The organism is Brevundimonas sp. TWP2-3-4b2 (assembly GCF_049897345.1).
Lineage (GTDB): Bacteria > Pseudomonadota > Alphaproteobacteria > Caulobacterales > Caulobacteraceae > Brevundimonas.
Genome location: NZ_JAFCWB010000001.1, coordinates 193,796 through 207,347, shown reverse-complemented (window position 1 = coordinate 207,347; position 13,552 = coordinate 193,796). Strand labels below are relative to the sequence as shown.

General features: G+C 65.9%; 14 protein-coding genes. 3 read left to right on the top strand and 11 right to left on the bottom strand.

The window, feature by feature from the left end; genetic code table 11:
• Positions 1–25 precede the first annotated feature (25 nt).
• A complete protein-coding gene (locus ACP7AS_RS00925) occupies positions 26–1,642 on the bottom strand; it encodes an ATP-binding protein (RefSeq protein ID WP_426026948.1) in 1,617 nt (538 codons plus the stop codon).
• Between the two features lie 90 nt (positions 1,643–1,732).
• Positions 1,733–3,142, bottom strand: coding sequence for a UDP-N-acetylmuramate--L-alanine ligase (locus tag ACP7AS_RS00920; protein WP_426026947.1), 1,410 nt, complete (start codon positions 3,140–3,142; stop codon positions 1,733–1,735).
• A 67-nt stretch (positions 3,143–3,209) separates the two neighbouring features.
• Between ACP7AS_RS00920 and ACP7AS_RS00915 the strand changes: the two genes are divergently transcribed.
• Both ACP7AS_RS00915 and ACP7AS_RS00910 read left to right on the top strand, forming a co-directional pair.
• The gene (locus ACP7AS_RS00915) at positions 3,210–4,031 is read left to right on the top strand and encodes an LD-carboxypeptidase (RefSeq protein ID WP_426026946.1); all 822 of its coding nucleotides are present in this window, start codon (positions 3,210–3,212) and stop codon (positions 4,029–4,031) included.
• A 230-nt stretch (positions 4,032–4,261) separates the two neighbouring features.
• Entirely contained in the window at positions 4,262–5,224 is a 963-nt protein-coding gene (locus ACP7AS_RS00910; protein WP_426026945.1) for an aspartyl protease family protein, read from the top strand.
• Here the strand turns inward: ACP7AS_RS00910 and ypfJ are convergent.
• The 5 genes from ypfJ to ACP7AS_RS00885 form a co-directional block, all read right to left on the bottom strand.
• Positions 5,219–6,067 (bottom strand): KPN_02809 family neutral zinc metallopeptidase, encoded by an 849-nt coding sequence (gene ypfJ, locus ACP7AS_RS00905; protein ID WP_426026944.1) that lies wholly within the window; start codon positions 6,065–6,067, stop codon positions 5,219–5,221. The two genes, ACP7AS_RS00910 and ypfJ, sit on opposite strands and share 6 nt — an antisense overlap.
• Before the next feature lie 76 nt (positions 6,068–6,143).
• Positions 6,144–6,545 (bottom strand): hypothetical protein, encoded by a 402-nt coding sequence (locus tag ACP7AS_RS00900; protein WP_426026943.1) that lies wholly within the window; start codon positions 6,543–6,545, stop codon positions 6,144–6,146.
• A gap of 44 nt (positions 6,546–6,589) precedes the next feature.
• Positions 6,590–7,153 carry a class I SAM-dependent methyltransferase gene (locus ACP7AS_RS00895; protein ID WP_426026942.1) on the bottom strand — a complete coding sequence of 188 codons (564 nt, stop codon included), beginning with the start codon at positions 7,151–7,153 and terminating at the stop codon, positions 6,590–6,592.
• A 95-nt stretch (positions 7,154–7,248) separates the two neighbouring features.
• The gene (locus ACP7AS_RS00890) at positions 7,249–7,707 is read right to left on the bottom strand and encodes a hypothetical protein (protein WP_426026941.1); all 459 of its coding nucleotides are present in this window, start codon (positions 7,705–7,707) and stop codon (positions 7,249–7,251) included.
• Positions 7,704–7,901 carry a hypothetical protein gene (locus ACP7AS_RS00885; RefSeq protein ID WP_426026940.1) on the bottom strand — a complete coding sequence of 66 codons (198 nt, stop codon included), beginning with the start codon at positions 7,899–7,901 and terminating at the stop codon, positions 7,704–7,706. Before ACP7AS_RS00885 ends, ACP7AS_RS00890 begins: the two co-directional genes overlap by 4 nt.
• Between ACP7AS_RS00885 and ACP7AS_RS00880 the strand changes: the two genes are divergently transcribed.
• A complete protein-coding gene (locus ACP7AS_RS00880) occupies positions 7,900–9,627 on the top strand; it encodes a recombinase family protein (RefSeq protein ID WP_426026939.1) in 1,728 nt (575 codons plus the stop codon). The two genes, ACP7AS_RS00885 and ACP7AS_RS00880, sit on opposite strands and share 2 nt — an antisense overlap.
• A gap of 440 nt (positions 9,628–10,067) precedes the next feature.
• Here ACP7AS_RS00880 and ACP7AS_RS00875 read toward each other — a convergent pair whose 3' ends face one another.
• The 4 genes from ACP7AS_RS00875 to ACP7AS_RS00860 all read right to left on the bottom strand — a co-directional run bounded on the left by ACP7AS_RS00875 (position 10,068) and on the right by ACP7AS_RS00860 (position 13,424).
• Entirely contained in the window at positions 10,068–10,841 is a 774-nt protein-coding gene (locus tag ACP7AS_RS00875; RefSeq protein ID WP_426026938.1) for a 3'-5' exonuclease, read from the bottom strand.
• A 60-nt stretch (positions 10,842–10,901) separates the two neighbouring features.
• On the bottom strand, positions 10,902–11,363 hold the full coding sequence (locus ACP7AS_RS00870) for a hypothetical protein (protein WP_426026937.1): 462 nt from the start codon (positions 11,361–11,363) through the stop codon (positions 10,902–10,904).
• 535 nt (positions 11,364–11,898) lie between these two features.
• Positions 11,899–12,648: a hybrid sensor histidine kinase/response regulator gene (locus ACP7AS_RS00865; RefSeq protein WP_426027487.1), complete on the bottom strand. Its 750-nt coding sequence runs from the start codon at positions 12,646–12,648 to the stop codon at positions 11,899–11,901.
• Positions 12,649–12,815: 167 nt separating this feature from the next.
• Positions 12,816–13,424, bottom strand: coding sequence for a hypothetical protein (locus tag ACP7AS_RS00860; protein WP_426026936.1), 609 nt, complete (start codon positions 13,422–13,424; stop codon positions 12,816–12,818).
• Positions 13,425–13,552: the final 128 nt, after the last annotated feature.

Below are 13,552 nucleotides of genomic sequence, written 5' to 3'. Positions count from 1 at the left end.
CCGTCCGGTTCGTCGCGGATCTCGCTCAGGCCGCCTCGTGAAGGGTGTCAGCCAACAGGTCACCGGGCGTCAGCACACGACGGATGGCGTTCAGGAGGATGTCCGGCTGGATCGGCTTCTGGGCCACCCCGTTCATGCCGGCGGCGAGATATTCGATCTCATCCCGGGGATCGGCGTTGGCGGTCAGGGCCAGGATCGGGACGCGGGCGACCGCGCCGGGAAGGGCGCGGATGGCACGGGTCGCCTGGACACCGTCCATGACTGGCATCTTGACGTCCATCAGGACCAGATCGAACGACCGGGCCTGGACGCGCTCGACGGCCTCCTGACCGTTTTCGGCGCTTTCGGAGGTGCAGCCGAACAACTCCAGCACCTTGGCGGCGACGAACCGGTTCGTCGCATTGTCGTCGACGACCAGCACGTGCAGCGTCTCATGCAGCGTCGGTTCGGCCATGGGCGGCGTGGCTCCGCGCTGTTCGGGACCCGCGCAGGGCAGGTGGAGGGTGAACCGGAACCGGGCCCCGCCGCGAACCGAGCGGTCGACCGCGATCCCGCCATCCATGCGCTCGACAATCTGGCGGCAGATGGCCAGACCCAGTCCGGCACCGGCTCCCTCGCGTCCGGCCCGGCCGGTATTGAACGGTTCGAAAATGGTCTGCACCGTCTCCTCCGCGACGCCTGGCCCGCTGTCCTCGACGGTCCCGGTGATGGCCACCGACCCCTTGTCCCGGACGGTGGCGATATGGACGGCGACCGCGCCTGCCCGGGTGAATTTCAGGGCGTTGCCGATCAGATTGTTGAACAGCTGTTTGAGCCGCATCTCGTCGCCCATGACCCAGTCATGGCCTGCGGTATCCTGCGTCACCTCGAGCTTGAGACCCTTCTCCTGGGCCCGGGGGCTCCACAGCGCCAGCAGATCGGCCGCGACCGCATCCAGATGCACGGGTGTGGTTTCGAACGTCATCAGACCCGCTTCGGCGCGTGACATGTCGAGGGCGTCGGTCAGCAGACGCAGCAGGCTGTGGCCAGAATCGAGGATGGTGCGGACATAGGGCCGCATCGTCTTCTGGGTCAGTTTACACTCCATCAGGGCGGCCACGCCGAGAACCCCGTTCAGAGGGGTGCGGATCTCGTGGCTCATGACGGCGAGGAATTCCGACTTGGCGCGGCTGGAGGCGCGGGCCTCGGCCTCGGCGCGCGCCAGGTCACGGGCCAGCGCGCTCATGGCCTCGGCGCGACGGCGATGGATGGCGCTGCCGGCCTGGAGCACATGGACGCCCGCGCCGACGCCGACATAGCGTCCCCCGGCGGTGATGACGAAGCCGTTGAGCAGGGCCCCGAGATTGGCCTCGTCCATGATTTCGAACAGGATTTCCGCGTCGGAATCGGCGTCCAGAATGCGGGGGGCCGTATCCATGAAGGACGAGACCGGGCGTTTGGCATAGAGCGCCCGTCCGTACTCGGCCGCCATCTTCAGGGTGAAGGCGTTGCGTTCCACCAGGCCGACAGGCCGGTTGTCGGCATCGACCACGGCGATGACCAGTGTGTCCGCCTCGCGCTGGAACCGGTCGAAGACAGCCGCGCCGGGTGTGTCCAGTGCCATGGGCGCCGTCGCACTCGCGAAGTCTCCGATCCTGGCCATGCGACACTCCCGATTGCACGTCGGGATAAGGTACCGGCCCTTAACGCCAGCTTTGCCGGGCGTGAACCTTTTGCGAGATTGTCTTGAATATCAATCAGTAAGCAGATCATTCAATCGGCGGATGAGGCCGGCGGCGAAGTCGGACAGGGTGTCGTCGCGAGCGCCCATGACGATGATGCGGTCGCCGGCGCGGGCCAGTTGCGCCAGCCGGTCGCCGCAGGCCTCGCGGGTCGCCAGGGCCTCGGCGGTGCGGCCGGCGGCACGGATGCCGGCGGCGATGTCCTCGCTGCCCACCGAGCGGTCGGTCGTGCCGCCGTAATAGACAGGCTCGGGCATGAGCAGGACATCGTCCGGGCGCATCAGGCCGGCGAAGCCGTCGATGAACTCCTGCTTCATCAGCTTCAGCGGGCCGAAGCCATGCGGCTGAAACAGGATCAGCAGGCGACCCTCGAAGGCGTGCAGGGTCTTCAGGGTGGCGGCGATCTTGTCCGGGTTGTGGGCGAAGTCGTCGATGACGGTGACGCCGTTCGCGGTGCCCACCACCTCCATGCGACGGCGGATGCCGGCGAAGCCTTCCAGCGCGGCGACGGCCTGATCCAGCGGCACGCCGATGGCACGCACGGCCCCGAGGGCGGCCAGGGCATTGGCGACGTTGTGGGCACCGGGCACGTTCAGAACCACGGCGTGACGCCCACCGCCAAGCTCCGTCAGGGTGAAGCGCATGCCGGCGGGCAGGGGCTCCAGATCGTGGGCGTTGAGCGTGGCCGACTCCTCGCCCAGAGCGAAGGTGATGACCTTCTCCGCCGGAAGGGTCTGGGCGAGGGCCTGGGTCTCGACGTTGTCGAGGTTGAGCACGGCCTTTTCCGCCCGCCCGGTGAAGCCGCCGAACAGCTCGCGCAGCTCCTCCATCGACTTGTGGTCCAGCGAGATGTTGGAGACCACGGCCACGGTCGGATCATAGCGGGCGATGGAGCCGTCGGACTCGTCGACCTCGGAGACGAACAGGTCCGGTCCGCCGATCAGGGCGCTGGCGAAGGGGTGGTCGGCGTCGGCGAAATTCTTCATCACCGCGCCGTTCATGACCGTGGGCTCGCGCCCGGCCTGATGCAGGATCCAGGCGATCATGCCGGTGATGGTCGACTTGCCGCTGGTGCCGGCCACGCCGATCGAGGCCGGGGCGGCGTTGAACAACTGGCTGAGGAGCTCGGGGCGGGTGACGATCCGGGCCCCGGCGCGTCGGGCCGCGCCGATGTCGGGGACGGTGTCCTCGATGGCCCCGGTGGCGACGACCGTCTGGCCGGCCCGGGTGACGCCCGAACCGTCCTGCGGGTGCAGGGTCACGCCATGGGCTTCCAGCCAGGCGAATTTCTCCGGCGTGCGGCTCTGGTCGCGGGACCGGTCCGAGCCCTCAAGCCGCCCTCCGCGCGCCTGAACGATCAGGGCCAGAGGCAGCATTCCGGACCCGCCGATGCCGCAGAAGAAATAGTCGTCTTGATTCATGAGGGCGAAACCGGGGAATGTCTGGTGGCCTGACTAGCACGGGCGACGCCTGAGGCCAGACCCGTCCATGAAGATCGGCATCGTCAACGCCAGCTCCCGCTTCAACCACGCCCGGGCCGATGCGGTGAACGCGTGGTTCGCCGCCAATTTTCCCGACGGCGCGGTCAAGGTCGTGTTCCACCCGGCCAGCTTCGGCAAGCACGGCCATTTCGGCGGCGACGACGCCAGCCGGGCCAATGCCTTCGTGGAATACGCCAACGATCCCCGCCTGGATGCCGTCTGGTTCGCGCGGGGGGGCTACGGCTCGTGCCGGATCGCCGAGGCGGTGCTGCCGCGACTGACCGATGTGGCGCGCAAGAAGCGGTATCTGGGCTATTCCGACGCCGGCAGTATTCTGGCCCTGCTCTACAAGGCCGGCTTTCCGCATCTGGCGCACGGGCCGATGGCGTCCGATTCAGTGCGGCATGACGCAACGGCCTGGCGGGCCGTGAACTGGCTGATGTCGGGTGACCCGGCCTCGTTCGAGCCGTCGCTGGCGCAGGATCCGCGTCCGGCCGCGGCCTTCAATCTCAGCATCCTGGATGCCCTGGTCGGCACCGCGCTGGAGCCCGATCTGACGGACCATGTGCTGATGCTGGAGGACGTGTCCGAGCCGCTGTACCGGATCGACCGGATGATGTTCCACCTGACGGGCCAGGCCTCGATCCGCCGCGTCGCGGGCATTCGGTTGGGGCGGGTGTCGGACATCGTTGCCAACGAACCGGACTTCGGCCTGACACCGGAAGAAATCGTCCGCTACTGGTGCCAGCGATCCGGCATTCCGTTCCTGGGCACCGCCGACATCGGTCATGACCGCGAGAACAAGGTGGTCCCCTTCGGCCACAGGTGACCGTGATCCGCTCGCCCGGGCGGTGAACCGCATCGACACCCATGACATCCGTGGGTCAGATGCGGTCAGTGAGCGGGCGCGTATTTTGACCCCGCATACATCGCGCCCTCGGGGGATGGCGCGCGGTGGCGGTCCGGTCGGCGTCGGGGGGCGCCGATCGGGCCGTCTCCCACCGCCGCGACAACGCCGCCGCTGGCGTTGCCGAAGGCCAAGCGCCATCTTCATCGGGCATGAACCGTCGCTCGCTCCTTATCCGCACGGTCGGGCTGGTTTCGGTCCTGGGCGGCGCGTGGTGGGCGCGCGACCATCTGCTGTGGCCGAAGCCGGGGCTGGACTTTGCCGCCGGCGGGGCGACGCCCTGGATGCCCTACGCCCGGAACGGGGCCGCGCCGACGGTCGTGGTGGGGCTGGGCGGGCGCGAGGTCGCCGCCCTGATCGATACCGGAGCCCAGTATTCGGTCATCGACCGCGCCTTCTTCGCCGGCTTGCCGGACACCGGGCGGTCTCTGTTCGACATGCCGCTGGTCGCCTATGGCGTCGGCGGCGGGGCCCAGGTGGGACGCGGGACGACACTGGACCTGCAGTTGCCGGGCCTGAACGTCACGGGTCTGCGCGCGGCGATCCTCGACCTCGGGCCGCTGGCCTCGAGCGCCGGGCTGCGGACGCCGGTGATTCTGGGGCAGGACCTGCTGGGCGAGGTCGTTCTGGCGCTGGATCCGGCGCGGCGGTTCAGCCGGCTGGTCGACCGTGAGGCCTTCGTCCTGCCCGCCGATCTGGCCGAGGTTCCGGTGAAGCGCGCGGGCCGGGCCCTGACGGCCGAGGTAACGGTCGAGGGGACGCCGGTCGAGGCGGTGGTCGATACCGGGGCCTCGTCGCTGCTGGGTCTGAACCGCGAGACGGCGACCGGTGTCGGCCTGCTGGACGGCCGGCCCCAGCGTGCCGGGGTCAATCTGGTGCTGGGCGGCGCGGCGCGCACGGCCATCATCGAGGCACGGACCGTGACCTTCGCCGATCACCTTTACCGGCGCGTGCCGGTGGGGGTGTTCGACCAGCCGCCCCTGCCCAACTTCCCCGGCGGGCTGGTGGGGATGGAGGCGTTCACCGGTCGTCGCGTGGCGATCGATCTCGGCACCGGGACCCTGCACGTCTCGCGCCCGCTCGACCTGACGGTGGGCCGGGCCGGGCGGCTATAGGGCCTTGAAGGTGTCGCAGGCGGCGGGATCGCCCGATTCATAGCCGCGCCGAAGCCATTCGACCCGCTGCGCGGATGTGCCGTGGGTGAAGCCATCCGGCTGGACCCGACCGCCCTGTCGGCGTTGCAGGGTGTCGTCGCCGATGGCGGCGGCCGTCTGCATCCCGGCTTCCAGGTCGGCGGCGTCGACCGCGACCTCGCCGTTCGAGACGGCGGCGGCATTGGCGGCCCAGACGCCGGCATAGCAGTCGGCCTGAAGCTCCAGCGCGACCGAATAGCGATTGGCCTCGGCCTGGCCCGAGGCGCGCTGCTGCGCCTGCCGCACCTGTTGCGAGGCCCCGGTCAGGGTCTGGACGTGGTGGCCGTATTCGTGGGCGATCACATAGGCCCGGGCGAAGTCGGCGCTGGAGGCTCCGAGCTGGGTCTCGAGATCGTTCCAGAAGGCCAGGTCCAGATAAACGTGCTGGTCGTTGGGGCAGTAGAACGGGCCCATGGCCGACTGACCGAAGCCGCAACCCGTCGATGTGCCCTGTTCGTAGAGGGTGACGGTCGGCGGCTGATAGCCCTGGATCTTCGTCTTCCAGACATCGTCGACATTGGAGCCGATCACATCGACGAAGGCTCCGGCCTGATCGGTCGGGCTGCCCTGTTTGCCCTGTTCGGCCGCGCCGACACCGCCGAACTGGCTGGCCAGCTGGGTCGTGGTGGACGGGTCGATGCCGAAGACGAAATAGCCGATGGCCGCCAGCACGAGCGTGCCCAGCCCGCCGCCCACGAGGGCACCGCCGCCCATGCCGCGGCGATCGTCGATATTGCCGCCGCGTCGTCCACCCTGCCACCGCATGTCGTTCTCCCGTCCCTGACCACCAAGCTAGGCCGGAACGCGGGCCGAGGGGAAGGGATGCAAGCGTGCGAAAGGTCTAGCGTGCGGGCCGATCCAGCCAGGCGTCGATCTGGCCTACGCCGGCGCTCGTGGCGCGGCGACGGTCACCGGCGGACAGGCGCAGGGCCTGTTCCTCCTCCGGCGAGCGCAAGGCGCGGTAAGGCACGGGCTGGAGTGGTTCGGGCGGACGGGCGGACTCGATCCTGAGCCGGTTCAGGCGTGTTTCGGTCTCGGTCTGGCGGGTGAAGGCTTCACGCTGATCGGCCTGGGCGCGCAGGCGATCCATCTCGTAGCGATGCTGGTCGGCCTGGTAGCGGTTCGGGTCGAAGGCGGGCGCACCGGGGCGCGGTTGCGGTTGCCAGGTCTGAACCTGGCCATGGGCATGGGCGGGCGCGGCGGCGAAAACGAACACGGCGGCGAGGGCGCTAAGGGCGTTCATGCCGGAAAGATGGGGCCGGACGTCCGTCTCGCCAAGCCTTGCCTTCAGGCCGGGGCGGACAGGGTCCAGACCCGGGTGCGTTTGACCGCGGAATCCTCGAGTTCGCGGGTCGTGGGGACGGCATATTCGGCCAGCAGGTCGAAGCCTTCCTTCGGGAAATAGGTGCGCAGGGGATCGCCGACGAGGACCCGGCTGCCTTGGTCACGGGCCCGTTGCAGCCAGGCCAGAACGCGACCGGCCATGGGTTGTTCGTAGAAGACGTCGCCGGCGCAGATCACTTCTGCCCCGGGCGGCGGGGCGTCGAGCAGGTCGGCGGCGCTGAAGCTCACGGTGACGCCGTTGGCGGCGGCGTTGCGCGCCACAGCGGCCCCGCAGAAGGGGTCGATGTCGGCGCACACCGCCGAGGCGGCCCCCGCCTTCATCGCCGCGATCCCGACCAGTCCGGAGCCGGCGGCGAAGTCCAGCACCCGCTTGCCGGCGACCTCGGACGGGTTGTCCAGCAGCCAGCGGGCCAGTCCCTGACCGCCGGCCCAGGCGAAGGCCCAGAACGGCGGCGGCAGGCCCATCTCGCCCAGTTCCTCTTCGGTCAGTCGCCAGATCGGCGTCACCTCGTCGGCCAGCCACAGCGACAGTTCCGGCGCGTGCGGAACGGGCTGCAGCCGGGTGTTGGCGACGATGAAGGCGGCGGGATCGGCGATGCGGGTCAGGTCGGTGCCTGCGGGCGACAGGTGTGCATCAGAAAGCGGTTCCAGCCGGCCTTGTTGCGGCTCTCGACGGCGAAGCGGAAGCCGGGCCCTTCCTCGGCGGGCCAGTAGACCATCCGGGCCAGTCCGGCGGGCATCTGCGCCTCGAAGGCGATGGCCCGCGGGTGGATGTCGGTGCCGTCAGACAGCCGGCCCACCGATCGCTTGCCGTCATTGGTGAAGGAGAAGAAGCCCAGCCCACCGTCGTCACCGGCCCCGAACAGGGCGGTCTCGCGATAGTCGCCGCGCTCGCCCATGTGCCAGACCGCTTCGAGCCGGATCCAGCCCTTGCCGAACGGCTCGAACGTCCGCGTACAGACCATCGTCTGGCCATGCATGTCCGCCTCGGCCCGCCATGCCCCCAGCAGGGGTTTGAGCGGGCCCAGCAGGCCGCGGCCCGGCTTCCATGCGTTCGTCACCTCGCGCCTCCTGCGCTGGCGTCCCGGAGGACATGAACATAGCCGTCGGCGATTTCCATGTTGCGACTTTCCGGCCGTGCCCGGACGGCCCGGTGCAGGGCCGGCAGCTTCCAGCAGGGCACATGCATGAACATATCGCAAACAGCTACAACATAGCGTATCGACAGGAGTTCAAATGCGGATTTCTGCGCCATGGCCAACATCTACAGCTACATTCGGTTCTCGACCAAAGCCCAAGAAAAGGGGGCGTCGATTGAGCGGCAGCAGCAAGCCATCGACAAAGTATGCGCTGACCGAGGGTGGGCCGTCACTGAGGCAATTCGCGATCTTGGCCGGTCCGCGTGGAAGGGTCATCATCTCAACGACGCAGCGGGGTTAGGCGACTTCGCCAACCGGGTCCGGGAAGGGCTCATTCCGCAGGGCAGCACCCTCATCATCGAGAACGTGGACCGACTTAGCCGTGAGGAGCCGATCGATGTCCTGACGTGGATGGTGGATCTGAATCGGCAGGGGTTGAGCTTCCTGTTTGCCGAAGGGAACACCCTGTTCGACCACAACACGTTCAGGGGTCAGGAAGCTGGGTGGCGTCTTTTCCAGCTGTGGGGAGGCAGCGAGAGGGCAAAAGGCGAGAGCGACCGCAAGTCCGTGTTTATGCGGAAGGCGTGGCGGAAGAAGCATGAAGCCGCCGCCGACAGGCACGAGGTGATGTCCTCGCAGGCTCCCCTCTGGCTAGACGTCCGTGAGGATCGAAGTGCGTTCGACGTCAATGATGCTCGCGCTGACGTCGTACGAGAAATTTACCAGCTATGTGCAGATGGGATTTCGATCCGCGGCATCGTGCGGATGTTGAACGGGCGCGGCTACAAGGCTTGGGGACCGCAAGGCAAGGAGTACGGACGGGACGGCTGGAGCATGACGAGCGTTCGCCGGCTGCTGATCGCTCCCCAAGTCGAGGGCGATTACGTTCCCAAATCAGTGCAGGAAGGACAGCCCACGCGCATCGTCGGCTACTACCCTCGCATCGTCGATGCAGGTCTCGTTGCCCGTGCGCGGGAAGCGCTTGAGACCCGTAAGACAGGTGTTCAGGGTTCCAACTCCAACAAGTTCAACAACCTGTTTTCAGGTCTCGCTCGCTGCGCCAAATGCGGGGGCAAGATGGAGTTTCGGAAGCCGTGGTTGAAAGGAAACAATGGGTCTGAGACCCGACGGGGATACTATAACTGCCTGAACGCCTCGTTGAAGCGCGGTTGCGATGTGACCGCTACCTTTCGGTACGGGACCTTCGAGGACGCAGCCATCGATGCGCTATTGAGCCAGGCGTTGGACGACACATTTTTCCTGAACGGCGCTGAAGCGCGAGACCGACAAATTCAGCTGGCTGAAGCCGAGAAGAAAGTACGAGATCTGCAGGTGCAGATAGATCGGGCAGTCGACTACCTGCTGACCAACTCCAGCAGGGCGGTACAGGGGCGGCTTGAAAAGGTCGAAGCCGAACTCGCGGACGCGGAACAGGGCGTCATAGACGCCCGCGTGGCCCTGCGTAGGGTGCAAGGGACCGTCAGCCCCAACGAGGAACTAGCTCGCATCGCAGAAGTGCGGGAAGCGATTTCGAGCGAGGACGAGGCCGTCAGAAATACTGCTCGAGCAAAGGTGACGGCCGCGCTCAAAGGGATTGTGGACATGGTCATCTGCGACCCTGCCGATACCTATGGAGGCCAGGTCCGACGAACGATGACCGTTGTGTGCGTCGGGGGCGTCCAGAACTACAAGTTTGAAAACAAGGGCGGACTGATTGCGGAGGCGGGCGTTCTGGCCGACCTCGACAAAGGTTTAGGTCATGCCGGAGGTGTTGGTGCTGACGACCCGAGGACGCGGCTCCGCCTTGACGCGTTGCAGCGCAGGGCGAAACCAAATCCATAGGGGCTGCAAGGCCCTAAGGACCCTCAGAACAGCCCTCGACAGTGCTTAGGGCTACCGCGCTGCCCCCGGCCTGTTTTGGCCCTGTACGGGTTGCGCTGACGGCTTCGAGATCCCGCCTCAGGTGGCGAAAATAGGCCAGACCAAGCGCCTCCGGCTCCCCGCCACAGCTCGCGGCCAAGACGGCCAGCACGGGGTATCGCTTCCAAGTCCGGTGACGATCGTCGATCAACGCAACTAAGTGCCGGGTCAGCTCCAGTCGCGCTCGGGAAAGGGATATGATGTTCGAAGCGGCGGCGTCCGACAACATGCCTTCGTCCTCTCCGTCATTCAGCAAGGCGTTGACCCATAGTTCAACTCGGACGCGGCCATTCCGACTATTGCGGATTTCAGCCCGCACTTCGATGAACGCCAAGTCCCAAGCCGTGCTGCTGAACCCTGGCCTAATTCGAGGCGCTCCCAGCGGCGTCGTCCGGCAACGCGGAAGGGGTCGCAAACGGGGCCAGGTCAGGTCTGTCCGAAGACCGGGCGTCAATGAAATCGGTGAGACTTCGCTCGCTTTGTTCGAAGGCCCCTTGGGTCAGCGCGCCCCGCATAAGTGCGTAGCGGAGCCAGACGCGGTAGGTATTCACCACGTCGGTTTCGCAGTAGTCCGCGACTTCCTGAATGCGCCCCGTGGCCACGTACTCGGCCACCTTGGAGCCATCGACGCCGTCGGGTTTTCCGGGGAGGCAGAGGATGCGCGAAAGTTCGTCCAGCTTGCATTTGCCCTGGGTGGTGAAGCTGGCCAGCACGTCGCAGAGGTCCACGGCGTCGTCGGAATACCGCTTGAAATAGCCCCGCGCATACAGGCCCGGCGCGGACAACTGGTTGACCATGGCCCGGTAGCGCAGCACCGGCAGGTCGAAGCCGCTTCCGTTGAACGATACGAGACAGGGCCGCAGTTCGTTCAGGCGGTCGGCGAAACTGGCGATCAGGTCGGCTTCACTGCGGTCCCCGATGTGCGGGGCACCGAGCGATCGGACTATCCAGCCATTGTCGCTGCTCTCCGCGATCAGGGCCCCGATGCAGGCGATCCGGTGCAGGGGCAGTTTGCAGAACTTGGTGCCGACGATCTCCCGAGCGCGTTCGTCGTCATGGGGATCGACACCATGGATGCGCGACACGGCCTCCAGATCGGGAATGGTCTCAAGATCGAAAACGACGACGTGGGCCATGGTGTCTCCCTGCTAGGAAAGCGTGATGGGCGGCACCGCCGCCCATCTATTCTGGCGTCATTAGCCCGCCTTCTTCGCCTTCGCCGTCTTCATCGTCGCGGCGCGCGCCTGAGCAGCAGCGGCCACGGCGGCATCAAACTCACCGGCCAGTGCCGCCTGATCCAGTGTGTCGATGACGGGGCCTATGCCCGCGATGCCCTCGGCTTCGACGGCACACATGCCCTTGGCCAGTTCCAGGGGCCTGCCACCGTAGCGCAGCTGGAAGAAGACCTTGCCGCCGTCGCCGCTGAACCAGCCCTTGCGGACAGTGCGCGGGACTTCGACGCGCGACCGGTTCCCGGCCTCGTCCGTCTTGGTGACCGTGCGGACGACCGCATAGGGTTTGCCTGCGATGGTCGCTTCGACCAGCGCTCGCTGTTCAGCGAGATAACCGCGCAGCTTTTCGCGATTGCGTTCCTGCGGGCTGGCCGGCTGGGATTGCGGCTTTGCGGCAGACAGTTTCAGGGATTTCAGAAGGGACATGAACACCTCGTTGTGGTTGTCGATGTCGCCGCTCTAATGCCGTCGTCCAAATATGCGACCACAGACTGACCCGAAAATAATTCGAGCGTCACAACCATAGTTTTAGGGGATGAAAGTTGGTCTTGGATCGCGGAATTTTGCCGCTCCCGTGTCGATAGATCGGCGACGCCGGGCCAGGAATGTCCGCTTTCCGCTCGGATGCCAGTTTCCGCTCCCGACCCATAGCGGCGGTTAAGAATGTCCGCTCCCGGCAAGGATCGTCTGGATGTGAGGTGCCGGCATCGACCCGACTGGCTTTAGGAGAACAATCTGGCGGAGAACTCCCGTCTGCCGATCAGACGACAGAAGCGACACCAGCAGCGGCACAGATTCAAAGCCTCAGCCCAGAAATTCCTCACCACCTATGCAGCGATCTAAAACACCTTCGGCATCCAATGGCATCTCGTCAGCAGACCGACCCCCGGCTATTCCGAGCCGAAGCGGCGACCGTTCAAGCGGTAGCGGTTGCCTGATTTCAGGCAGGTTAGAGCGGCTTTCAACTTGTCGCGGTCAGCCTGTCAGCATCGCAAAGTTGCCCTGACAGAACCACCCCTTTCCCGCAGTCAGAGAGCACCGCGAACAGAGATAGCAGATGGATCGGTTTGGTCAGAACGCCATCGGCACCGGCCGCCCTGTATAGACTGACGTCGTCGGCAAATGCGTTTGCTGTCAGCATAAAGATGGCGGCGCCCGGCGCGAGATCGCCCGAGCGAATTCGTCTCACCGGTTCCACTCCGTCCATCACCGGCATGTTGGCGTCCATCAGCACCAAGTCGAAGCGGGCGGTGGCCAGGGCATTCAGCGCCTGCTGCCCATCCTCGGCGAACGTGAGTTCGACATTGGCCGGGGCCAGGAGCAGCTGCAAGACCCGACGATTCGCCGGGTTGTCCTCTGCCGCAAGCACCCGAAGCCCGCCCTGAATCTCGCCTGGCTCCTCAGGCTCCTCCAGACGGCCTTGCGTGCTCGTATCGACAGGACATTGAAACCAGAACCGGCTTCGGCCTGTCTCGGTAAGGTCGGTGCCGATCTCGCCGCCGAGCAAGTGGACATTGCCGGTGCAGATGGACAGACCCAGCCCGTTGCCCCCGGCCTGACGGCCTGTTTCAGTCTGTTCGAAGGGTTGGAATATCCGCTCACGGTCACAGTCGGCTACGCCGGGGCCGCCATCAATAACCTCGATTCGAAGCGAGCCTTCTTCAGAGGCCGCACGGATGACAACCCTTTCGCCTTGGGGCGTGAATTTGATGGCGTTGGCGACCAGGTTGACGACGGTCTGCTCGATGCGACCCTCGTCGGACCGGAGCAGACGACAGCCAAGCCCGGTCGTGTCCAGTGAAAGGTTGATCCCCTGCTCGTGCGCATACCGACGCGTCGCGAAGTGCAGCTTGGTGGATCAGCCTATGGCGACGGCGCCTAGGACATTAGGAACAGTTTGGAAGTCCCCGGCGTGATGGCCTTCGAGATGTACCGGCCCCAGCCGGGCGCATCGTACGCGTCCCTCATCCTGAGGCTGGCGCGCCTGCGATGGTCGTCTTTGAGGTCGTTCAAGTTCACACCCGTAAATCCGGGGGCAAGCCAGTGCTCATCGCTTTGCCCCGCGCGGGGCGTGTCGTCGGCACCGTTGAACTTCGCTCTCCTGACCAGCTCGGGGCAGTTTTTTCCGCCGAGGCGGTGGAAGGTAATCGCGGTGTCGAGACGAAGAATGAAGGTCTCCTCGTCGCCGCCGAGGCTTGCCGCGTCGTCCGCCAAGTGCTGCGCGTTCAGGTCGTCAAGAAGCCTCACCCGTTCCAGGTCGCTAAGGACATTGCCGCCGGTAAATCCGCCATCCGTCACGCTGGCGGTTTGGTCATTCACAGACCCGCAGACTAGCACAGCTTCCGCCGAAACGCCGGAGGTGTCGGGGTCGATGGAGTGCGCCTCGTTGGCCTTGTTGCCGTCTTCGACAGTTTCGGTGTCAGATATCCCGTCCGCGCGCACGGACTTGACCCGCGAGGGGCCCGTCTTGTTGTTAGAGGTAGTCATTTTCAATCCTCACGATGAAAATCAGCACTGCACCGGATGGGCAGACTGCGGTTGCCCTCACGGGGCGTCCGATCTCATCGAGCAAGGAAAGGCGCAGGGCCTTTGGGGCGGCTCAAAGACCGAGGCCA

What these genes read in the sequence shown, in the direction of transcription:
- ACP7AS_RS00870 (WP_426026937.1), bottom strand. Translation starts at nt 11,363, where the DNA reads ATGTCCCTTCTGAAATCCCTGAAACTGTCTGCCGCAAAGCCGCAATCC.
- ACP7AS_RS00860 (WP_426026936.1), bottom strand. Translation starts at nt 13,424, where the DNA reads ATGACTACCTCTAACAACAAGACGGGCCCCTCGCGGGTCAAGTCCGTG.
- ACP7AS_RS00885 (WP_426026940.1), bottom strand. Translation starts at nt 7,901, where the DNA reads ATGGCGCAGAAATCCGCATTTGAACTCCTGTCGATACGCTATGTTGTA.
- ACP7AS_RS00900 (WP_426026943.1), bottom strand. Translation starts at nt 6,545, where the DNA reads ATGAACGCCCTTAGCGCCCTCGCCGCCGTGTTCGTTTTCGCCGCCGCG.
- ypfJ (WP_426026944.1), bottom strand. Translation starts at nt 6,067, where the DNA reads ATGCGGTGGCAGGGTGGACGACGCGGCGGCAATATCGACGATCGCCGC.
- ACP7AS_RS00875 (WP_426026938.1), bottom strand. Translation starts at nt 10,841, where the DNA reads ATGGCCCACGTCGTCGTTTTCGATCTTGAGACCATTCCCGATCTGGAG.
- ACP7AS_RS00920 (WP_426026947.1), bottom strand. Translation starts at nt 3,142, where the DNA reads ATGAATCAAGACGACTATTTCTTCTGCGGCATCGGCGGGTCCGGAATG.
- ACP7AS_RS00915 (WP_426026946.1), top strand. Translation starts at nt 3,210, where the DNA reads ATGAAGATCGGCATCGTCAACGCCAGCTCCCGCTTCAACCACGCCCGG.
- ACP7AS_RS00880 (WP_426026939.1), top strand. Translation starts at nt 7,900, where the DNA reads ATGGCCAACATCTACAGCTACATTCGGTTCTCGACCAAAGCCCAAGAA.
- ACP7AS_RS00925 (WP_426026948.1), bottom strand. Translation starts at nt 1,642, where the DNA reads ATGGCCAGGATCGGAGACTTCGCGAGTGCGACGGCGCCCATGGCACTG.
- ACP7AS_RS00910 (WP_426026945.1), top strand. Translation starts at nt 4,262, where the DNA reads ATGAACCGTCGCTCGCTCCTTATCCGCACGGTCGGGCTGGTTTCGGTC.